The organism is Tabrizicola sp. YIM 78059, from assembly GCF_004959785.1.
In the GTDB taxonomy this organism is placed as follows: Bacteria; Pseudomonadota; Alphaproteobacteria; order Rhodobacterales; family Rhodobacteraceae; genus Tabrizicola; species Tabrizicola caldifontis.
Window position 1 is genome coordinate 42,354 of record NZ_SJZH01000005.1, and the last position, 19,203, is coordinate 61,556.

The window sequence follows — 19,203 nt, forward strand, 5'->3', positions numbered from 1 at the left end:
TCCCCAGCGCGCGCTTCCAGTGCCTTGCGTTCAGCCGCAGAGCCGCTGGTGTTCCTGAATGGCGAAACGGTCGGTCATGCCGGCAACATAGTCCGCCACCACGCGGGCAAGCTGCGTTTCGTCGGACGCAGCCGCGACATCAGCCTGCCATTCGGGTGGCAGCAGTTCGGGCCGGCGCAGGAACAGCGGGAATAGGTCTTCGACGACCCGCGTCACCTCGGCCCGGACCGCCATCACGCTGGGGGCGCGATACATTCGGTGGAACAGGAAGCTGCGCACCGCCTTGAGCTCCTGGTAAAGCGGTTTGGAGAAGCGGATGATCGTCGTGCCCATCTGGCGGATCTCGTCCACCGATTTCGGCTGCGCGCTGGCCAGCCGGTTCTGGGCCACAGCGATCACGTCCTCGACCATGCGGCCGAAGACGCGGCGCAGCGCCTCGTGCCGGCGGCGCATTTTCTCCAGCCCCGGATAGAGGCGGTCCACCTCCTCGAAAGCCGGGCCGGTGACGGGCAGGTCCATCAAGTCGGCCTCGGTGAAGAGGCCCGAGCGCAGGCCGTCGTGCAGGTCATGGTGCGAATAGGCCACGTCGTCGGCGATGGCGGCGACCTGGGCCTCGGCGCTGGCATGGGTGTCAAGCTCCAGATCCCACTGGGCGTTGACCTCGGCCAGGGCATAGGGCAGCGGGCCGTCATGCTTGCGGTCGGCGTTGGGGCCGGTGACGGGCCCATTGTGTTTGGCAATGCCTTCAAGGGTTTCCCAGCTGAGGTTCAATCCGTCGAAATCGGCGTAGTGCCGTTCGAGCCGCGTCACGATCCGCAGCGCCTGGGCGTTGTGGTCGAAGCCGCCATAGGGTGCCATCAGCCGCTCCATCGCGTCCTCGCCGGTATGGCCGAAGGGTGTATGGCCAAGGTCATGGGCCAGCGCCACCGCCTCGGCGAGGTCGGTGTTCAGGCCCAGCACCCCGGCGATCGTGCGGGCGACCTGCGCAACCTCGATCGTATGGGTCAGGCGGGTGCGGTAATAGTCACCCTCGTGTTCCACGAACACCTGGGTCTTGTGCTTCAGCCTGCGAAAGGCCGAGGAATGGATGATCCGGTCGCGGTCGCGCTGGTAGGGCGAGCGAAAGGAGGAAAGCCGTTCGGGCCAGAGACGGCCGCGGCTGGTCTCGGGCAGGCAGGCAAAGGGGGCGAGCATGGGCTGTCCTTGTCCGGGTCGGTTGCCTTTCATATATTCGGCGCATGCGCGCATGGATACGGGAACAGCCATGGAACTGACGCTTCCTCCGAAGGTGACGGATCGGGCCTTCGCCCGGTTGGCCGAAATTGCCGAACTGACCGGCGAGGTGAGGCCGCTGCGTGTTGCAGTGGACGGCGGCGGTTGTTCGGGTTTCCAGTATTCGATCAGGCTGGACGACCCGGCGCCGGATGATCTGGTGCTGGAAAAGGATGGCCAGCGGGTGCTGATCGACCAGATCAGCCTGCCCTTCCTTCGCAATGCGATCATAGACTTCACCGAAGAACTGATCGGCGCGCGGTTCGTGGTACAGAACCCGAACGCCACCTCAAGCTGTGGTTGCGGCACGTCCTTTTCGATCTGAAGACCAGATTCCGCTGGCCGGCCTTCGCTTGCGGCTTACCTCCCCCATGCAAGGAAACGGGGGATGGAATGACAGTGGTCCTGATGCTTGGCTCGGCGCCCATGGCGGCGGAGTCGGTCGGTTGGCCGCGCGAACCCTTTGATCGGGTCGTGGCAATAAACAATGCGTGGCGCCTGCGGCCTGACTGGGACTTCGCGGTCTATCCCTGGGACTTTCCCGAAGAGCGTCGCCCAATGGCCGGTCCTGGACAGACCGTGATCACCGAGAACGACTTTGTGCCGGCCCAGAATGTCTATGGCGGCTTTGTTTACGCTGGCGCAACAATGGCTTTCACCACCGGGTATTGGGCACTTCACGCGCTGCAGCCTGCGGTCATTGCTGTCTTTGGCTGTGACATGCACTATCCGGCTTCGGGGCCGACACATTTCTATGGCGTGGGCACGTCCGATCCCTTGCGGCCTGACATCACCCTGCGCTCGCTAGAGGCAAAGTCGGCGCGACTTATGGTGCTGGCGGCGATGCAAGGCTGTGCCATCGTGAACCTGTCGGCGGGGCCGTCGCGTCTGATCTTTCCCCGTGTGCCTCGCGCTGCGGCGGCCCATGCCCGGGTGCGGGAATTCTGCGGACGGACAGCCGATCGTGCGCTGGCGCTGGAGGCAGAGCTTGGCTACCTTGTCCCGTCGGGCCGCTACTGGGAAGCGCAAGACCGTTTCGATCCCCTGGCGCTTGACCGGTTGGATGCTCTGTGGTTGCACGCCGCACGGCCAGCCCTGCGCCAGACGGCTTGATCCCCGCGCCCGGCCGGGCCTAGATGGGCAAAGGCGGGGGGATCTCATGAAACTTGCGACGTTCAACATCAACGGGATCAAGGCACGGCTCGATGCGCTGACGGCGTGGCTGGCCGAAGCCGCGCCGGACGTGGTCTGCCTGCAGGAGATCAAGTCGGTGGACGAAGCCTTCCCGCGCGCGCCGCTGGAGGCGCTGGGTTACCGGGTGGAAACGCACGGCCAGAAGTCGTTCAACGGCGTGGCGATCCTGTCGAAACTGCCCTTGTCCGACCTGCGGCGCAGCCTGCCCGGTGACGATACCGACGATCAGGCGCGCTGGATCGAGGCGGTGGTAGAAGGGGGGCGGCCGCTGCGGATCTGCGGCCTGTATCTGCCAAACGGCAATCCGGCACCCGGACCAAAGTTCGATTACAAGCTTTCCTGGATGGCGCGCATGGAAGCGCGGGTGCGCGAGGTGTTGGCGGCAGAGGAACACGCCGTGTTTCTTGGCGATTACAACGTCATCCCGCAGGCAGAGGATGCTGCCAGACCCGAGGCCTGGGCGACGGATGCACTTTTCCTGCCGGAAAGTCGGGCGGCCCTGCGCCGGATCGTGAACCTTGGGCTCACCGATGCGGTTCGGGCCCGGATGCCCGGCCCCGGCGTCTATACCTTCTGGGACTATCAGGCCGGCGCGTGGGAGCGGAACAACGGCATCCGCATCGACCATGTGCTGCTTTCCCCACAGGTCGCCGACCGTCTGGAAGAGGCAGGCGTGGACAAGGCCCTGCGCGGAACCGAGAAACCCAGCGATCACGTGCCGGTCTGGGTGCGGCTGGCGGCCTGACCGGCCGCGCGCGCAGCCCGGCACCACGGGGGCAGCGAATGCTCAGGGCGCGTCGCCGGCCGCCAGCGTCACGTCATGGTCATACAGCCAGTCAAAGCGCGACAGCATCGCGTCGGGGAACAGGCGGCCAAGCACGCGCAGACCGGCATGACCGACAAGACGCGGCAGGCCGGATAGGTGATAGGCCCGGGCATTGGCACTGGCTGCGGCAACGATCCTTGTGGTGCGGGGCTTCCGGACGGACTGATAGGCGGCCAGCGCCGCGGCGACGGTATCGTGGCGGGCCAGCGTATCTGCCAGAACCCAGGCATCCTCAAGGCCCATGCTGGCGCCCTGCGCCAGGAAGGGAAGCGTCGGATGCGCGGCATCGCCCAGGATCGCGACGCCGCCCTGCCCCATCGCCCGACCCCAGATTGCGGCAACCCGGTGGCGGAACAGGCCCCAGAGCCAGGGATCCTGCACCTGATCAAGCCAGCCCCTGACCCGCGGCGAAAATCCCGCGAAGGCCAGGCGCATGTCCATGCTGTCGTCGCGCAGGGTCCAGCTTTCCTCGGCCCATTTCGCGCGTTCCTCGACCGCAACGATATTGCGCAGTGTCCCACCGCGCAGCGGATAGCTGACCAGGTGGCGCCCCGGGCCCATGTGAACCTCGACCACCGGGGCCGCATCCTGTTCACACGGAATGACCGCCCGCCAGGCAACCTGACCGGTAAAGAACGGCTGTTCCGCCCCGTTCAACGCCGGCCGCACCTTCGAATGCAGCCCGTCGGCACCGATCAGCAGCGCGGGCTGCAATGTCTCGCCGCCCTCAAGCGTCACCGAAGGCCGCCCGGCCAATTCGACCGACTGCACCCGCGACAGAAGCCGCAGGGTCACCCCCGCCTCTTGCGCGCCGCGCAACAGCAGCGTGATCAGATCGGCGCGGTGCAGGAAGTGGTAGCCCTGGCCGGGCCGCAGCCTGGCCAGATCCAGCCGCGTGACCTCTTCCCCGGTAGGGCCATCGACCAGGCGCACCGCCTCGGCCCGGATCGAGACTGCATCCAGAGCCTCCTGCAGGCCCAGCGCCCGCAGCACTGCCGCACCGTTGGGCGAGATCTGCAAACCCGCCCCCACCTCGCGGATCGCGTCGGCCTGCTCCAGCACGGTGACTGATGCCCCGCGCAGCGCCAGCGCGCGCGCAACGGCCAATCCCGCAACTCCCGCGCCGATCACAGTGACGGATTGTCCGATCAGGCTCATGCAGGATGCCTTTCCAAAGTGACAACGCCGGACCAATGGCCCGGCGTCGAAAACGATTCAATGCGCCGGGCAGGCGTCAGTCGTCACGGTGCACCTTCTCGCGCCGCTCGTGCCGTTCCTGGGCTTCCAGCGTCATCGTGGCGATCGGCCGGGCATCAAGCCGCTTCAGGCTGATCGGCTCACCGGTCACCTCGCAATAGCCGAATTCGCCGCTCTCGATCCGGCGCAGCGCGGCGTCGATCTTGGCGACCAGCTTGCGCTGGCGGTCGCGGGTGCGCAGTTCGAGCGCGCGGTCAGTTTCCTCGGAGGCGCGATCGGCAATGTCGGGCACGTTGCGGGCCGATTCCTGCAGACTGTCGATTGTTTCTGCAGACTGTTCCAGAAGCTCCTGTTTCCAGGTCAGAAGCTTGCGCCGAAAATACTCAAGCTGCCGCTCGTTCATGAAGGGCTCGTCCTCGGCGGGACGATAGTCGTCAGGCAGGAAAACTTCAGCCTTCATCGAACCTCTCTCCTTCGTGCCGGACCGCTCCGACAGGTGGGCTTCTGTCATGCCGCGCTCCTGTTGGGGCGCATGTAGCCCATGCCATGAAGATTGTCACTAGCGGTTGCGACATTTTCTGGGCACAGGTAGGGTTTGTGAAATTCTGCCAGACAGGATCTTGAAACGGCGATGAAATTTTCCTCGACCTCGTCCTACGTTGCCACCGATGACCTGGTCATGGCCGTGAATGCTGCCGTCACGCTGCAAAGGCCGCTTCTGGTCAAGGGCGAACCGGGGACGGGCAAGACGGAACTGGCGCGGCAGGTTGCGCAGGTCATGGGACTGCCGCTGATCGAATGGCATGTGAAATCGACGACCCGGGCTCAGCAGGGGCTTTACGAATACGACGCCGTCAGCCGCCTGCGCGACAGTCAGCTGGGCGACAAGCGCGTGAACGACGTGCGCAACTACATCCGCAAGGGCAAGCTGTGGCAGGCGTTCGAGGCCGAGGGCCGGGTGGTGCTGCTGATCGACGAGATCGACAAGGCCGACATCGAGTTTCCGAACGACCTGTTGCAGGAACTCGACCGGATGGAGTTTCACGTCTACGAAACCGGCGAGACGGTGCGCGCCCGGCAGCGGCCGGTGGTCATCATCACCTCGAACAACGAGAAAGAGTTGCCGGATGCCTTTCTGCGCCGCTGCTTCTTCCACTACATCCGCTTCCCCGACGCCGAGACGCTTGCGGCCATCGTCAGGGTGCATTTCCCCGACATCAAGGAAAGGCTGCTGAGCGAGGCCTTGACCCGTTTCTTCGAGATCCGCGAGGTGCCGGGGCTGAAGAAGAAGCCATCGACCTCGGAAGTGCTTGACTGGCTGCGCCTTCTGCTGGCCGAGGATCTTGCACCCGAGGATCTGCGCAATGATGCACGCACAGCCCTGCCCCGGCTTTACGGGGCACTGCTGAAGAACGAACAGGACGTGCAGCTGTTCGAAAGGCTGGCCTTCATGGCAAGGGCACAGCGCTAGCCGAATCGTCGCGCAACGATGTGGAAAGGCCCCTGCGCAGATCGCGGGAGACCTCGGGTTTTGCTGTAACATCGCGTGAATGCCGGCGGATAGATCTGGCCTTCCCCAAAAACTTTAGCCGCGAGGTATAGTGTTTTGAAAATACCGGTTTTCCGCCCGTTGACTCTGGCCCAGGCAGGGTTGGACACTGAACTTGCCCCTTCTGTCGGGGCACCGCCAAATCGTGGTCCAGTTGATGCGACTGTCCTGCCTTGCCCTTGTCCTGTCCGCGCTTGCGGCCTGCGCCCCGCCGGCGCAGGTGTCCAAGAACGGCCCTGCGGACGAAACCGGGGTCGGCTTCGGCAGCCTTTCGCTCTCGCCGTTTCCGGTTGCGGCAGGGGGTAGTTCGCCCCTTGCACGGGACTTCATCGAGCTGACCTTCGCCATGGAAAGCGGGCGGCAGCTTCAGGTCTTCACCAGATTCGAGGGCCCGGTCAGCGTGGCACTGACGGGTCAGGTTCCGCCGACGGCGCCTGCCGACCTTGCCGCGCTGATCGGACGGCTGCGCAGCGAAGCCGGGATCGACATATCCCCCGCCAGTGGGCCCGCGACAATCACGGTCGAATTCGCCCGCCGGGCGGACCTGCGTCGGCTGGCGCCGCAGGCCGCGTGTTTCGTGGTTCCCAACGTCGCCTCGCTGGCAGAATATCGCCGCAAGCGCGGCTCGGAAGCGGTGGACTGGGCACTGGTCACGCGCCGCGAACGGGTGGCGGTCTTCATCCCCTCCGATACCAGCCCGCAAGAGGTGCGCGACTGCCTGCACGAGGAACTGGCCCAGGCGCTGGGGCCGCTGAACGACCTGTACCGGCTGCCGGACAGCGTGTTCAACGACGACAATTTCCACTCGGTTCTGACCGGCTTCGACATGAAGATCCTGCGGCTGACCTATTCGCCGCTGATCCGGTCGGGCATGGGCCGTGACGAGGTGGCGCTGCGCCTTTTCGGGGTGCCAGGCCTGGTTCCCGCCGGCCCGCCGCGCGACTGGACCCAGGCGATCGAGACTGCGCTTGGCGGCAAGGGTGCCCCGCGGACACGGCTGGCGGCGGCAGAGCGCGCGCTTGCGATTGCCTTGCGGTCGGGATGGCAGGACAGCCGGACCGCCTTCAGCCATTTCGCCGTGGGCCGTCTGGCAGCTGGCAGCGACCCCGCCCGGGCGCTGGAGGCCTTCAGGCAAGCTGCGGCAATCTATGCCCGGCTGCCGGGGGGCGACGTTCATCTGGCGCACATCGACATGCAGCTTGCCGCCATGGCCCTGGCGGGGGGACGGGCCGACGATGCCATTCGTCTGGCCGACCGTGCGATCCCGCAGGTCCGCACCCAGCAGAACCCCGCGCTTCTGGCGACCCTCATGCTGATAAAGGCCGAAGCGCTGGAGCGGCGGGGTGACGCAGCCGCGGCGGCGGTGCTGCGGCTCGACACCCAGCCGTTCGCGCGCTATGGGTTCGGTTCCGAAACCATGGTCAGGGCCCGAACGCGCGATATCGCCGCCGTGGCCGACCGGGCGGAGAAAGGCTGAGGGGACGCACGGCTCGTCCCGGGAAAGGGGCGGAATGTTCGTGATCGCGGGTCTGGTTCTAGGGGCTTTGGGCGGCGGCTGGCAGGCCAGGCGGCGCGGCGGGGGCGTCGCCGACATCGCACAATATGCAGCGGTCTATGCCATTCTGTTCGGTCTGATCGGACTGTTCGTGACACTTGGCGTCGATCGCATGGTCCGGGGCTGACCGGCGATGGACGCGATGCGGACCAATCCGGCAACGGCGGAGGTTTCAAAGGCTCTGCGACACAGCCTTCACAGGCTCGGGCCCGATTTCCTGAAGGAAGTCGGTTCTGCCATTCCCGACGCAGCCGGTTGACGCGATGTTCCTCCCGTTCTTCCAGTCGTTGCGGGAAGAGGGGGTGCCTGTCACGGTGCGCGAGTTCCTGACCTTTCTCGAGGCCATGGCTGCGGGCCTTGCAACCCATGACCCGGAGGGCTTCTATCACCTGGCCCGCGCCGCCATGGTCAAGGACGAACGCCACATCGACCGTTTCGACCGCGCCTTTGCGCGCAGCTTCGCCGGGCTGGAGGCGATCGGCGTGGATCAGGTGCTGAAGGCCCTGGACCTGCCGCACGACTGGCTGGAGAAGCTGGCCGAGCGGCATCTGTCGGCCGAGGAGCGGGCCGCCATACAGGCGATGGGCGGGTTCGAGAAGCTGATGCAGACGCTGCACCAGCGCCTGGCCGAACAGAAGGGCCGGCATCAGGGCGGGTCGAAATGGATCGGCACGGCCGGCACCAGCCCCTTCGGCGCCTGGGGCTACAACCCCGAAGGCGTGCGCATCGGGCAGGAGGAAAGCCGGCACCGCCGCGCCGTCAAGGTCTGGGACCGGCGCGAGTTCCGCAACCTCGACGGCGATGCCGAGATCGGAACGCGGACGATGAAGCTGGCGCTGCGCCGTTTGCGCCGCTGGGCGCGCGAGGGAACGACAGAGGAGCTGGACCTCGATGGCACGATCCGCGCCACGGCGGCGCAGGGCTGGCTGGACGTGCAGACCCGGCCCGAGCGGCGCAATGCGGTGAAGGTGCTCTTGTTCCTCGACATCGGCGGGTCGATGGACCCCCATGTCCGGGTTATGGAGGAGCTGTTCGCCGCCGCCAAGGCCGAGTTCCGGCATCTGGAGGTCTTCTATTTCCACAACTGCGTCTACGAGGGGCTGTGGCGCGACAACCGCCGCCGCTGGGACGCGCAGACCCCCACCTGGGACGTGATCCGCACCTATGGCCCCGATTGGCGGCTGATCGTCGTGGGTGACGCCGCAATGAGCCCCTACGAGATCACCCATCCTGGCGGGGCAAACGAACACTGGAATCGCGAAGCGGGCGAGGTCTGGCTGCGACGAATCCGCGCGCAATGGCCGTTCCACCTGTGGATCAACCCGGTGGCCGAGGCGGAATGGGGTCATACGCGTTCGACCGCGCTGATCCGGGACATCTTCGAGAACCGCATGGTGCCGATGACCCTGGACGGCCTGGCCCGCGGGATCAGGGAGCTGCGATGAACCGACTGTTGACCCTCTGGCGCGCGCGGCCCTGGCTGACCTCGGCCTTCCTGCTGGCCTGTGCGGTGACGCTGTTCTTTGCGGGGCGTTTCACCGTCTTCACCATCTACTGGGCGACCCACCGCGAAATGCCCGTCGAGCCTTGGATGACCGTGGGCTATGTCGCCCGTTCCTGGGGGCTGAACCCGCGCGATCTGGATGCGGCGGCAGGCCTGCCTCCGCCCCAGGTCAGGGGTCATCCGCTGCCCCTGTCGGAAATCGCCGAAGATCGCGGCGTGCCGGTGGAACAGGTGATCGCCGAGGTAGAGGCAGCTATTGCCCGCCTGCGCTCAGCCGGAACCACGGAATGACCGACTGGCTGCTGGCGCAGGTTCCGCAGTACGGGCTGTGGCTTCTGGCCGTGACCACCTTCCTGTCCTGCCTTGCCCTGCCTATTCCGGCCTCGGTGCTGATGCTTGCTGCCGGGGGCTTCGTTGCCGCGGGCGAACTTGCACTTTCGCAGGCGATCCTGGCCGCCGCCTGCGGTGCCGTCGCGGGCGATCAGCTTGGCTACTGGCTGGGGCGCGGCTTTGGCGCCTCGGTGCTGGGGCGGCTACGCGCCGACCCGGCGCGCGACAAGCTGCTGGCAAGGGCCGACGACCTGATGGACCGGCGCGGCACCCTGGCCGTGTTCCTTTCGCGCTGGCTGCTCAGTCCGCTTGGACCCTATGTGAACGTGATCGCAGGAAGCACCCGCTATGGCTGGCGCCGCTTCACGGTAGCCGGCGTCGCGGGCGAAGTCACCTGGGCCGGCTTGTATGTCGGCGCGGGCTTTGCCTTCGGCGGCAACATCGCGGCGGCAAGCGACATGGTCGGATCGCTTCTGGGCATGATCGGGGGGGCGGGCGCGGTGGTTGCACTGGGTTACTGGCTGTTCAACACCGCTGCCGGAAGGGCCGCATTGCGCGGACCCGGGCACTGACTATATCCGGCTAATGAGCAAGTTCCTTCCCCTGATCCTTGTGGCCGTCTATGCGCTGGCGATGCTGCGATTTTCGGTCTGGCGCACGAGGAAGACACTCGAGGCCAACTCGCGCCCTCTGACAGACCCGTCGATCACTCGGCTGGCCAACCGGATGGCGGCGGCAATGGGCCTGCCCGGCATCCGGGTGAACGTCTTCGAGATCGATGCGGTAAACGGGCTGGCATCGCCCGACGGGCAGATCTACCTGACGCGCGGGTTCCTGAACCGCAAGGCGCGCGGCGAGGTCACGGCCGAGGAACTGGCCTCGGTCATCGCGCATGAGATGGGGCATGTCGCCCTGGGCCACATGCGGCGGCGGATGATCGATTTCACCGGCCAGAACGCGGTCTTCGTGATGCTTTCGGCGCTGCTGAATCGGTTCCTGCCCTTTGTCGGCATCTGGATCGCAAACCTGATCTCGACAGCCCTGATGGCGCGGCTCAGCCGCCGTGACGAATTCGAAGCCGATGCCTATGCCAGCGCGCTGCTGATCAAGGCCGGAATCGGGACAGGGCCGCAGAAGTCGCTGTTCCGCAAGCTGGACGCCCTGACCCAGAACCGGGCCGAGGGCATCCCCGCCTGGTTGCTGAGCCACCCCAAGACCGCAGAACGCATCGCCGCGATCGAGGCGAACGAGGCACGCTGGCTGGGATAGGGCCAGTCGCGCCCTGCGCCTGCCCCCGAAGCGGGCCGACCCGCACGATGCCGGCAAAGGTCAGGCCCCCAGTGCCTTGGCCAACCGGAAAAGCCGCGCGCGCTTCAGCAGCGGCTTCAGCCCCACCGGCTGGCCCGAGATCGCCTCGGCCTTTGCTCGGACGCAATCGACGATGCGCGCCATGACCTCGGGGTGGCGGGAATGCAGCTCCCACAGAAAGCCATCCGGGTCACGGCGCACGACGCCCTCGGCCGCAAGGACGTGGCCCGGAAAATCCTGCGCGTTGAAGGTTACGATGGCATCGGCCCCGCTGGCAATGGCGGTAGCCAGCACATGCCGGTCGTCCGGGTCCGGCAGCAGAAGCCGGGCCTCGATCTCGGGGTGCTCGCGCACCACCGCGCGCGGAAACGCTGCGCGAAGGACCGCAGCCTCGCCCGCAGCCAGCGCAGAGGCAGCGGGACCAAGCTTTGCCGTGGCCAGCACCCATTCCCGCAGGATGCGCTCGGAAAAGACCGGCTGGAACAGGCCGGCCTCGGCAGCGCCTTGAAACAGTTCCCGCAGCACGGTCGGGTAAAGCACACAGGCGTCCAGCACGGCCCTGATCGGGGGGGCGGCAGCGCCCATACTAGCCATCCAGCCGGAAGAACAGCGCCTTGAGGTACGAGGATTCCGCCAGTTGCGGCAGAACCGGGTGGTCGGGGCCGGCAAAGCCGGTGTGGATGATCTGCGCCCGACGCCCGCCGCGCCCGATGCCGCGCGCGCTGGCGTTGCGGAAGGCGGTCAGGTCAGCGGCATGGCTGCAGGAACACAGCACCAGAAATCCCCCCGGGGAGACCAACGGTGCAGCCAGCCGGGCGATGCGTTCATAGGCCCGAAGGCCCGCTTCCAGCGCCGGCTTGGCGGGCGCGAAGGCCGGCGGGTCGCAGATCACCAGATCGAAACGCGCGCCCTCTGCGCCCAGCGCCTCCAGAACCTCGAAGGCATCGCCCTGGCGGGTTGACAGTCGGTCGGCAAAGCCGGCTGCCGCGGCCCCCTGCCCCGCGAGGCCCAGGGCGGCCGCAGAGGCATCCACCGCGAGGGCCGAGGAGGCACCTGCGGCCAGCGCCGCAAGCGCAAAGCCGCCGACGTGGCTGAACACGTCCAGCACCCGCGCGCCGCGGGCCAGGCGGGCCGCAAAGGCATGGTTCGGACGCTGATCGAAGAACAGGCCCGTCTTCTGCCCACCCAACACGTCGGCCATGTAGAGCGCCCCGTTCATCGGCACCGGGACCGGGCCTTGTGGCACGGGGCCATGCACGACCGCAAGCTCCTCGGCCAGGCCTTCCAGCCCCCGTGCCCTGCCCTGTCCGTTCTTGACGACGGTGCGGACGCCCGTGACTGCAACAAGGGCAGCGACAATGTCCGACAGCGCGGTTTCTGCCCAGGCGGCGTTGGGCTGGACCACGGCGACATCACCGAACCGGTCGATGATGACACCGGGCAGACCGTCCGCCTCGGCATGAACCAACCGGTAGAAGGGTGCGTCGAACAGATGTTCGCGCAACGCCAGCGCCCGGACCAGCCGCGCCTGGAACCACGCCCGGTCCACCACGGCCTCGGGGTCGCGGTCCAGCACCCGGGCGATGATCTTCGACCGCGTGTTGACGGTGACAAGGCCCAGCGTGCGCCGGTCGCCGTCTTCCAGAACCGCCAGCGTCCCGGGCGGCAAGGCCTGCGTTCGCCGATCGGTCACCAGTTCGTCAGCATAGACCCAGGGAAACCCGTGGCGGATCGCTCTCGCCTCTGCCCGGGGCTTCAGGCGGACGGTCGCACGACGACCGGTTTGCAGAGGGGGCGGGTTCAGGTTATCGTCGGTCATGCCGTTCCCATAGCCGGTTCATGCGCCCACCGGAAGGCGGAAGCTGCGCTGCGTAAGCCTTGTGGCGCGCAATGGTCTTGTTAGCGCTAACAGCAGTTGCTATATCCCCGACAGCCAGCCGCCGGAGGATCCTATGCCCCTGAATCCGACAATCGCCCGCGTCACCGACCGCATCCGCGCCCGGTCAGAAGCCACGCGCGACGCTTATCTGGAACGGATGGGCAAGGCGATCTCGAACGGGCCGGTGCGGGCACATCTGAGCTGCGGTAATCAGGCCCATGCCTATGCCGCCATGGGCGAGACCAAGGCAGCACTGGCAGAGGCCAAGGTGCCGAACCTCGGTATCGTGACGGCCTACAACGACATGCTCTCGGCGCACCAGCCCTTCGAACGCTATCCCGACCTGATCCGGGCGGCGGCCAGGAAGGCAGGCGTGACGGTGCAGGTCGCCGGCGGGGTGCCGGCCATGTGCGACGGGGTCACCCAGGGCCAGCCGGGCATGGAGCTGTCGCTCTTTTCGCGCGACGTGATCGCCCTGGCAGCAGGCGTGGCGATGAGCCACAACTGTTTTGATGCAGCCCTCTATCTGGGTGTCTGCGACAAGATCGTGCCGGGCCTGATCATGGCGGCGGCCACCTTCGGCCATGTGCCTGCCGTCTTTGTTCCGGCCGGGCCGATGACCTCGGGCATCCCGAACGACCAGAAATCCGCCGTCCGCAACGCCTATGCGGAAGGCCGCGCCACACGCGAAGAGCTGATGGCCGCCGAGATGGCCAGCTACCACGGCCCCGGCACCTGCACCTTCTACGGCACTGCGAACACCAACCAGATGCTGATGGAGGTGATGGGCCTGCACCTGCCCGGCGCCAGCTTCGTGAACCCCGGAACCCCCCTGCGCGAGGCGCTGACCGCGGCGGCGGTCGAACGGGCCGCCCAGATCACCGCGCTTGGCAACGATTTTCGCCCGGTGGGCGAGATACTGGACGAACGCGCCTATGTGAACGGCATCGTCGGTCTGATGGCGACCGGGGGCTCCACCAACTTGGTGCTGCACCTGCCCGCCATGGCGCGCGCCTCGGGCGTGATCCTTGACCTGCAGGACTTTGCCGACCTGTCCGAGGCGGTGCCGCTGATGGCCAAGGTCTATCCGAACGGACTGGCGGACGTGAACCATTTCCACGCGGCCGGGGGGCTACAGTTCCTGATCGGTCAGCTTCTGGACGCGGGCCTGCTGCACCCCGACGCCAAGACCATCGCGGGCGATGGTCTGTCCGCCTACCGGCAGGAACCGGTGCTGGATGGGGGCTGCCTCGTCTGGCGCGACGGACCGAAGGCAAGCCTGAATGACAAGGTCGTCCGCCCCGCGTCCGATCCATTTGCACCTTCGGGTGGGCTGAAACTGCTGACCGGCAACCTCGGCCGCGGCGTGATCAAGGTCTCGGCCGTGGCACCCGAGCGCCACGTCGTCGAAGCCCCGGCGCGCATCTTCCATAGCCAGGAGGCGGTGAAGGCCGCCTTCAAGGCGGGAGAGTTCACCTCGGATACCGTGGTGGTCGTCCGTTTTCAGGGGCCCAAGGCAAACGGGATGCCGGAACTGCATTCGCTGACACCGACGCTGTCGGTCCTTCAGGACCGGGGCCTGAAGGTGGCGCTGGTGACAGACGGGCGGATGTCGGGCGCCTCGGGCAAGGTGCCGGCGGCGATCCACGTTGCACCCGAGGCGGCGGCGGGCGGACCACTGGCGAAATTGCGCGATGGCGACATGGTGCGGCTAGATGCCGTAGCGGGTACGCTGACCGCCCTTGTCCCCGATTTTGACAGCCGCGCGCCTGTCACCGCCGATCTTTCGGCCAACGAATACGGGATCGGCCGCGAGCTTTTCGCTGCTTTCCGCCGCAACGTCGGATCTGCCGACACCGGGGCATCGACCGTCAACTGACGCCCCAGGCCCGCCTACCCCCTCGCTGTTGGCAGGAGTACCTGGAAACGAGCATGACAGCATTGCGCACCCGGATTGCTGCTTGCCAGAATGCTTCCGCCGACGGCACCCTGACTTGCCACCCGCGCCGATCGGCGCAGAAAGGGAACCGATGACCCCCGCAGAACAATCGCTGAAGGCCGCCGAGATCTGCCGTCTGGCTCCGGTCGTGCCGGTTCTGGTGATCGACGATCTCGCCCACGCCCGCCCCCTGGCCGAGGCGCTGATTGCCGGTGGCCTGCCAGCGCTGGAGGTGACGCTGCGCACGCCCTGCGCGCTCGACGCGATCCGTGCCATGGCCGAAGTGCCAGGCGGCGTGGTCGGGGCCGGCACCCTGCTGACCCCTGCCGATGTAAAGGCCGCGAAGGCCGCTGGTGCGACCTTCGGTGTATCGCCGGGCGCAACCGACCGCCTGATCGCCGCCTGCCAGGACGAAGGCCTGCCGCTTCTGCCCGGTGCGGCGACGGCATCCGAGATCATGGCCCTGCTGGAAGTGGGATATTCGGTGCAGAAGTTCTTCCCCGCAGAGCAGGCGGGCGGCGCGGCATATCTGAAGGCAATCGGCGCACCCATTCCGCAGGTCAGCTTCTGCCCTACCGGGGGGATCAGCCTGAAGATCGCGCCCGACTATCTGGGTCTGAAGAACATCCTCTGCGTCGGCGGCAGCTGGGTCGCCCCGAAAGAGGCGATGGCGCAGGGCGACTGGGCGGCGATCACCATGCTTGCCCGCGAGGCCTCCGCCCTGCCCCGCAGCTCTTGACCGGAACCGCGCTGGACGGGGCAGGCGCCGGCTCAGTCCCGGATCATCTGCCGTGCCGCCCGACCGCCCTTGCGACGTGGGGTTTCGGGTGCCGCAAGGGCCTGATGCAGCACTTCGGTCATCGGATGGTCCGGCGCGCCGACACCATAGGCCGCAATCAGCACGCGCACCGCCTCGACCACAGGGGCACCCGCCGGGATCGACAGCGCCCAGTCCATGAAGATCGACCGGCACTCTCCTGCCGTGATCCCCTCGATCCGGTAGCTTTCCCGCACCAGCCCCTTCGGATCGGCCTCAGCCAAGTCCATCGCCTGTCTCCCCCACCACATGTTCCACGGCGGCCGCGGCCGCTGTCACCGCTGCTGCAAGCTGCCGCGCCAAGGCCGCGCCATCCTGCGCGCCGGTCTCGCGCAGCACAAAGGCCCGCGCGCCTTCGCCAAGGGAATCCCAGTCAAGCGTCCGGTCGGACAGCAGCCGCGCCGCCGCATGCAGCCGCCACAGAAGCCTGTAGGCCGAAAGAAGCGCTTGCGCGTCGGACTCCGGCAGTCCGATGCCCTTTCCCGCCGCGATCTGCCGTTCGACACTGCGTGCCGGGCTGCCGGCGATCAGCGCCACGGTCTGGGCGGCCAGTTCGATGTCCATGATCCGGCCCGGCCCGTTCTTGGCGTCCCAGGGCCCCTGCGCCGGTTTTGCCGCCGCAAGCCGCGCCCGCATCTTGGCCACATCGGCGCGCACGGCGGCCCCCTGCCCCTTGCGCCGCAGCAGCGCACGTCGAAAATCCTCTACCTCGTCCGCCAGCGCCGGCTCGCCCGCCAGAACCCGCGCACGGGTCAAGGCCAGATGCTCCCACGTCCAGGCCTCGGTCTCCTGATAGGTGGTGAAACTTTGCAGGCTGGTCGCCACCGGACCCGCCCGGCCCGAGGGCCGCAGCCGCATGTCCACCTCGTAAAGCCGCCCCTCGGGCATCTGCGCGGTCAGTGCCGTGACCAGCGCTTGGGTCAGACGCGCAAAATAGGGCCGCGTGGCCAGCGGGCGCGGCCCGTCCGAGCCCTCGGCCCCCTGGGCGTCGTAGATCACGATCAGGTCGAGATCGGACCCCGCGTTCAACCGTGCCGCCCCCATGCTGCCCATGCCCAGAACCACCGCCCCTCGCCCTGGCATTGCGCCGTGCTTGCGGGCGAAATCCGCCACAACCTCGTCCCAGATGGATGCGACCACGGCCTCGGCAAGGTCAGCATACTGCTTGCCCGCCTCGAACCCGTCGATCAGCCCGCGCAGATGATGGACACCCACCCGGAAATGCCATTCCTTCATCCAGCGCCGTGCCGCATCGAGCCTAGCCTCGTAATCAGAAGCCAGGGCGAGGCGTCGGGCCAGTTCTGCCCGAAGGCCCGCCACGCCGGGCCAGGTGTCCCAGAAACTGCCGCCGATCACCCCATCAAGCACCGAGGCATTGCGCGCCAGATACTGCGCCAGCCCGGGTGCCGATCCGGCGATGTCGATGATCAGATCGATCAGCGTCGGGTTCGCCTCGAACAGCGCGAAAAGCTGCACGCCTGCGGGCAACCTGGCGAGAAATCCGTCCAGTGCCGCCAGCGCCTCGTCGGGGTTCGCGGCCCGGGCCAGCCCCTTCAGGAAGCGGGGCCGCAACCGGCGGAAGATCGCCTGCGCGCGGTCCGTTCTCAGCGCCGGGTAGCTTTCCCAGCGCCGCGTGATCTCGCGCGCGGTTTCGGAAAGTTCCGGCCCCTCCTCGATATCGGCGGGAGAGAAGAAGCCTTCGGTCAGCCGGTCGGTCCGGTGCAGCCGGTCCAGCAGGTCGCGGCGAAATTCGGCCTCTGTCTGGCCGCAGAAGGCAGCAATGCGTGCCACGCCTTCGGGGGTGGTCGGCAGGGAATGGGTCTGGGCGTCGTTCACCATCTGCAGCCGATGCTCCACCTCGCGGTGGGCACGGTAAAGCTGGGTCAGCTCCTTGGCGACATCGGGTGGCACCCAGCCCTTGGCGGCCAGCGCGGCGAGCCCCCCGACCGTGGTGCGATCGCGAAGGTCAGGGTCGCGGCCCCCGGCAATCAGCTGGCGGGTCTGGGTGAAGAACTCGATCTCGCGGATCCCGCCGGCGCCAAGTTTCATGTTGTGGCCTTCCACCGTGATCGGCCCGTGCAGGCCCCGGTGGTCACGGATGCGAAGGCGCATGTCATGGGCATCCTGGATTGCCACGAAATCCAGATGCTTGCGCCAGACGAAGGGGGTTAGCGCCTTCAGGAACCTCTCGCCCGCCGCAAGGTCGCCCCCGCAGGGGCGAGCCTTGATGTAGGCAGCGCGTTCCCAGGTGCGGCCCTCGGCCTCGTAATAGGCTTCGGCGGCGGCCATCGACAGGCAGACCGGCGTCACGCTGGCATCGGGGCGCAACCGAAGATCGGTGCGGAACACATAGCCGTCGGTCACATCCGACAGGATCGCCGTCATGCGGCGCACGACCTTTATGAAGCTTGCGCGCGCCTCATGTTCCTCGCCGGGATAGAGGGTTTCGTCGAACAGGCAGATCAGGTCGATGTCCGAGGAATAATTCAGCTCTCCCGCGCCCATCTTGCCCATGGCCAGCGCCACCATCCCGCCTGCGGTGGGCACAGCGTCGGGCGTGGCACCGGGCAGCCTGCCGCGGCGGATCTCATCGGCCACCAAGCGGGTCAGCGCCAGATGCACCGCCCGGTCGGCAAGCGTGGTCAGCGCCCCGGTCACCTGCTCCAGCGGCCAGACGCCGCCCAGATCGCACAGCGCAACCAGCAACGCCACGCGCCGCTTGGCCTGCCGCAGTGCGTCCGGCAGGGCATCAAGCGCCGCAGCCTCTGGCGCGGCCAGCACGGCCGCGAGGGCCGCCTCGGGATCAGCCACGGCCTCGGGCATCCATCCGGCTTCGCGCTCCATCAGCCCGCGCAGATAGGGGCTGCACCCGGCGGTTGCGGACACAAGCTCCATGACCTCGGGGCCGAGGTCGGGCAGACTGGCGCGCAGGTGGGATGCTGCGGTGGGATCGAAGGCGAAGGGCGTGCGGGTGATGCGGGCGGCAAGGGTCATGGCGCAGACCTTGCGCGGCAACCCGGCGGGGGGTCAACGGCTGCCGATGCCGCGGGCTGAAAAATCCTTGGAAGGATCCGGCAGGCAGACCCGGGCAACGCCAAGGCAGGGCGCTGTTTCGCCGCCGGCAAGGCACCCGGCAGGGTGAAGCGCCCATGCCGGCGCCATCCCGTCAGACCACCCGAGCAATGTCAAAATCTTTCACATTGCCCCTTGAAGCGCCCTTCATCAGGCCACATCTTCGCGATGTGAATTCAATTCACATTCCAAGAGGAGACCCGCCGATGATGACCACCACCGACACCGCCCGGCCTGGCGGGATCCGCTCTGCGCTGCGCCGTGGCGAGGACTGGCTGGACGAGCGCGGCAAATGGGCCTGGATCGCCGCAATGGTCCTGGGCTTCGTCCTGTTCTGGCCGGTAGGCCTTGCGCTTCTTGCCTACATGATCTGGGGAAAACAGATGTTCGCACGTTCCTGCGGCCAGCGCCGCCACCGCGACCATGCCTGGGGGCGCCACGCGATGCGTGCGGGCCAGCCCACCGGCAACCACGCCTTCGACAGCTACAAGGCAGAGGCGCTGCGCCGGCTGGAAGAAGAGCAGGAGGCCTTCGAGACCTTCCTCCAGCGGCTGCGCAATTCCAAGGACAAGGCCGAATTCGATGCCTTCATGGAGGAGCGTGCCCGCACCACCGACGCGCAAGATGCGACCGGGGCCGATGCACCACCTCCTGACCCCGGAACGCGCCGCGGCGAGTACTGAGGCCCTTTGCCCTGCCCCGCAATCGGGGCGGGGCAGTCCGGCGCAAGCCGCTGCACTACATGCTTGGCGGATGGCGCG

General features: G+C 67.2%; 20 protein-coding genes. 13 read left to right on the forward strand and 7 right to left on the reverse strand.

Translation table 11 applies throughout. The features are described from left to right. Nucleotides 1-30 precede the first annotated feature (30 nt). Complete coding sequence (locus tag EZM81_RS08325) at nt 31-1,194, reverse strand: deoxyguanosinetriphosphate triphosphohydrolase (RefSeq protein ID WP_136645402.1); 1,164 nt, start codon at nt 1,192-1,194, stop codon at nt 31-33. 76 nt (nt 1,195-1,270) lie between these two features. On the opposite strand from EZM81_RS08325, the gene EZM81_RS08330 reads away from it, so the two are divergent. The 3 genes from EZM81_RS08330 (at nt 1,271) to xth (ending at nt 3,211) form a co-directional block, all read left to right on the forward strand. Next, entirely contained in the window at nt 1,271-1,597 is a 327-nt protein-coding gene (locus EZM81_RS08330) for an iron-sulfur cluster assembly accessory protein (protein ID WP_136645534.1), read from the forward strand. A gap of 68 nt (nt 1,598-1,665) precedes the next feature. Next, entirely contained in the window at nt 1,666-2,385 is a 720-nt protein-coding gene (locus EZM81_RS08335; RefSeq protein ID WP_136645403.1) for a hypothetical protein, read from the forward strand. 46 nt (nt 2,386-2,431) lie between these two features. Next, on the forward strand, nt 2,432-3,211 hold the full coding sequence (xth, locus tag EZM81_RS08340) for an exodeoxyribonuclease III (protein ID WP_135448552.1): 780 nt from the start codon (nt 2,432-2,434) through the stop codon (nt 3,209-3,211). 42 nt (nt 3,212-3,253) lie between these two features. Here xth and EZM81_RS08345 read toward each other — a convergent pair whose 3' ends face one another. Together EZM81_RS08345 and dksA are read right to left on the reverse strand one after the other, a co-directional pair. Then, nucleotides 3,254-4,450, reverse strand: a complete 1,197-nt coding sequence (locus EZM81_RS08345; RefSeq protein ID WP_136645404.1) for an FAD-dependent oxidoreductase — start codon at nt 4,448-4,450, stop codon at nt 3,254-3,256. A 76-nt stretch (nt 4,451-4,526) separates the two neighbouring features. Then, complete coding sequence (gene dksA / locus EZM81_RS08350) at nt 4,527-4,949, reverse strand: RNA polymerase-binding protein DksA (protein WP_136645535.1); 423 nt, start codon at nt 4,947-4,949, stop codon at nt 4,527-4,529. A 171-nt stretch (nt 4,950-5,120) separates the two neighbouring features. Between dksA and EZM81_RS08355 the strand changes: the two genes are divergently transcribed. From EZM81_RS08355 to EZM81_RS08380, 7 genes are all read left to right on the forward strand, one after another. Next, a complete protein-coding gene (locus EZM81_RS08355) occupies nt 5,121-5,960 on the forward strand; it encodes a MoxR family ATPase (RefSeq protein WP_135448556.1) in 840 nt (279 codons plus the stop codon). Between the two features lie 235 nt (nt 5,961-6,195). Next, nucleotides 6,196-7,515 carry a DUF2927 domain-containing protein gene (locus EZM81_RS08360; RefSeq protein ID WP_136645536.1) on the forward strand — a complete coding sequence of 440 codons (1,320 nt, stop codon included), beginning with the start codon at nt 6,196-6,198 and terminating at the stop codon, nt 7,513-7,515. Nucleotides 7,516-7,549: 34 nt separating this feature from the next. Continuing rightward, on the forward strand, nt 7,550-7,720 hold the full coding sequence (locus EZM81_RS18265) for a hypothetical protein (protein ID WP_167850920.1): 171 nt from the start codon (nt 7,550-7,552) through the stop codon (nt 7,718-7,720). A gap of 136 nt (nt 7,721-7,856) precedes the next feature. Further along, on the forward strand, nt 7,857-9,038 hold the full coding sequence (locus tag EZM81_RS08365; protein ID WP_136645405.1) for a VWA domain-containing protein: 1,182 nt from the start codon (nt 7,857-7,859) through the stop codon (nt 9,036-9,038). Next, the gene (locus EZM81_RS08370) at nt 9,035-9,388 is read left to right on the forward strand and encodes a hypothetical protein (RefSeq protein ID WP_135448560.1); all 354 of its coding nucleotides are present in this window, start codon (nt 9,035-9,037) and stop codon (nt 9,386-9,388) included. The genes EZM81_RS08365 and EZM81_RS08370 overlap by 4 nt, the downstream gene beginning before the upstream one ends. Then, nucleotides 9,385-9,999, forward strand: coding sequence for a DedA family protein (locus EZM81_RS08375; protein ID WP_136645406.1), 615 nt, complete (start codon nt 9,385-9,387; stop codon nt 9,997-9,999). The genes EZM81_RS08370 and EZM81_RS08375 overlap by 4 nt, the downstream gene beginning before the upstream one ends. Before the next feature lie 13 nt (nt 10,000-10,012). Then, entirely contained in the window at nt 10,013-10,696 is a 684-nt protein-coding gene (locus EZM81_RS08380; RefSeq protein ID WP_136645407.1) for a M48 family metallopeptidase, read from the forward strand. A gap of 60 nt (nt 10,697-10,756) precedes the next feature. Here EZM81_RS08380 and EZM81_RS08385 read toward each other — a convergent pair whose 3' ends face one another. After that, nucleotides 10,757-11,299, reverse strand: a complete 543-nt coding sequence (locus tag EZM81_RS08385; protein ID WP_135448780.1) for an RSP_2648 family PIN domain-containing protein — start codon at nt 11,297-11,299, stop codon at nt 10,757-10,759. A gap of 22 nt (nt 11,300-11,321) precedes the next feature. Continuing rightward, nucleotides 11,322-12,554: an RSP_2647 family RNA methyltransferase gene (locus tag EZM81_RS08390; protein ID WP_136645408.1), complete on the reverse strand. Its 1,233-nt coding sequence runs from the start codon at nt 12,552-12,554 to the stop codon at nt 11,322-11,324. Nucleotides 12,555-12,687: 133 nt separating this feature from the next. Here EZM81_RS08390 and edd point away from each other — a divergent pair, with 133 nt between their 5' ends. Then, nucleotides 12,688-14,493 carry a phosphogluconate dehydratase gene (gene edd, locus EZM81_RS08395; protein WP_136645409.1) on the forward strand — a complete coding sequence of 602 codons (1,806 nt, stop codon included), beginning with the start codon at nt 12,688-12,690 and terminating at the stop codon, nt 14,491-14,493. A 151-nt stretch (nt 14,494-14,644) separates the two neighbouring features. Further along, nucleotides 14,645-15,292, forward strand: coding sequence for a bifunctional 4-hydroxy-2-oxoglutarate aldolase/2-dehydro-3-deoxy-phosphogluconate aldolase (locus EZM81_RS08400; RefSeq protein WP_135448570.1), 648 nt, complete (start codon nt 14,645-14,647; stop codon nt 15,290-15,292). Nucleotides 15,293-15,324: 32 nt separating this feature from the next. Here EZM81_RS08400 and EZM81_RS08405 read toward each other — a convergent pair whose 3' ends face one another. Both EZM81_RS08405 and EZM81_RS08410 read right to left on the reverse strand, forming a co-directional pair. Beyond that, on the reverse strand, nt 15,325-15,600 hold the full coding sequence (locus tag EZM81_RS08405) for a hypothetical protein (protein ID WP_135448572.1): 276 nt from the start codon (nt 15,598-15,600) through the stop codon (nt 15,325-15,327). After that, nucleotides 15,587-18,364 carry a glutamine-synthetase adenylyltransferase gene (locus EZM81_RS08410; protein WP_136645410.1) on the reverse strand — a complete coding sequence of 926 codons (2,778 nt, stop codon included), beginning with the start codon at nt 18,362-18,364 and terminating at the stop codon, nt 15,587-15,589. Before EZM81_RS08410 ends, EZM81_RS08405 begins: the two co-directional genes overlap by 14 nt. Before the next feature lie 284 nt (nt 18,365-18,648). On the opposite strand from EZM81_RS08410, the gene EZM81_RS08415 reads away from it, so the two are divergent. Next, complete coding sequence (locus EZM81_RS08415) at nt 18,649-19,125, forward strand: DUF2852 domain-containing protein (protein ID WP_371685732.1); 477 nt, start codon at nt 18,649-18,651, stop codon at nt 19,123-19,125. Nucleotides 19,126-19,203 lie beyond the last annotated feature (78 nt).

Bases quoted from the DNA above. Each gene is read 5' to 3' on its own strand.
- EZM81_RS08370 (WP_135448560.1), top strand. From the start codon at position 9,035: ATGAACCGACTGTTGACCCTCTGGCGCGCGCGGCCCTGGCTGACCTCG.
- EZM81_RS18265 (WP_167850920.1), top strand. From the start codon at position 7,550: ATGTTCGTGATCGCGGGTCTGGTTCTAGGGGCTTTGGGCGGCGGCTGG.
- xth (WP_135448552.1), top strand. From the start codon at position 2,432: ATGAAACTTGCGACGTTCAACATCAACGGGATCAAGGCACGGCTCGAT.
- EZM81_RS08355 (WP_135448556.1), top strand. From the start codon at position 5,121: ATGAAATTTTCCTCGACCTCGTCCTACGTTGCCACCGATGACCTGGTC.
- EZM81_RS08380 (WP_136645407.1), top strand. From the start codon at position 10,013: ATGAGCAAGTTCCTTCCCCTGATCCTTGTGGCCGTCTATGCGCTGGCG.
- EZM81_RS08410 (WP_136645410.1), bottom strand. From the start codon at position 18,364: ATGACCCTTGCCGCCCGCATCACCCGCACGCCCTTCGCCTTCGATCCC.
- EZM81_RS08325 (WP_136645402.1), bottom strand. From the start codon at position 1,194: ATGCTCGCCCCCTTTGCCTGCCTGCCCGAGACCAGCCGCGGCCGTCTC.
- edd (WP_136645409.1), top strand. From the start codon at position 12,688: ATGCCCCTGAATCCGACAATCGCCCGCGTCACCGACCGCATCCGCGCC.
- EZM81_RS08365 (WP_136645405.1), top strand. From the start codon at position 7,857: ATGTTCCTCCCGTTCTTCCAGTCGTTGCGGGAAGAGGGGGTGCCTGTC.
- dksA (WP_136645535.1), bottom strand. From the start codon at position 4,949: ATGAAGGCTGAAGTTTTCCTGCCTGACGACTATCGTCCCGCCGAGGAC.
- EZM81_RS08375 (WP_136645406.1), top strand. From the start codon at position 9,385: ATGACCGACTGGCTGCTGGCGCAGGTTCCGCAGTACGGGCTGTGGCTT.
- EZM81_RS08360 (WP_136645536.1), top strand. From the start codon at position 6,196: ATGCGACTGTCCTGCCTTGCCCTTGTCCTGTCCGCGCTTGCGGCCTGC.
- EZM81_RS08400 (WP_135448570.1), top strand. From the start codon at position 14,645: ATGACCCCCGCAGAACAATCGCTGAAGGCCGCCGAGATCTGCCGTCTG.
- EZM81_RS08415 (WP_371685732.1), top strand. From the start codon at position 18,649: ATGATGACCACCACCGACACCGCCCGGCCTGGCGGGATCCGCTCTGCG.
- EZM81_RS08335 (WP_136645403.1), top strand. From the start codon at position 1,666: ATGACAGTGGTCCTGATGCTTGGCTCGGCGCCCATGGCGGCGGAGTCG.
- EZM81_RS08345 (WP_136645404.1), bottom strand. From the start codon at position 4,450: ATGAGCCTGATCGGACAATCCGTCACTGTGATCGGCGCGGGAGTTGCG.
- EZM81_RS08390 (WP_136645408.1), bottom strand. From the start codon at position 12,554: ATGACCGACGATAACCTGAACCCGCCCCCTCTGCAAACCGGTCGTCGT.
- EZM81_RS08405 (WP_135448572.1), bottom strand. From the start codon at position 15,600: ATGGACTTGGCTGAGGCCGATCCGAAGGGGCTGGTGCGGGAAAGCTAC.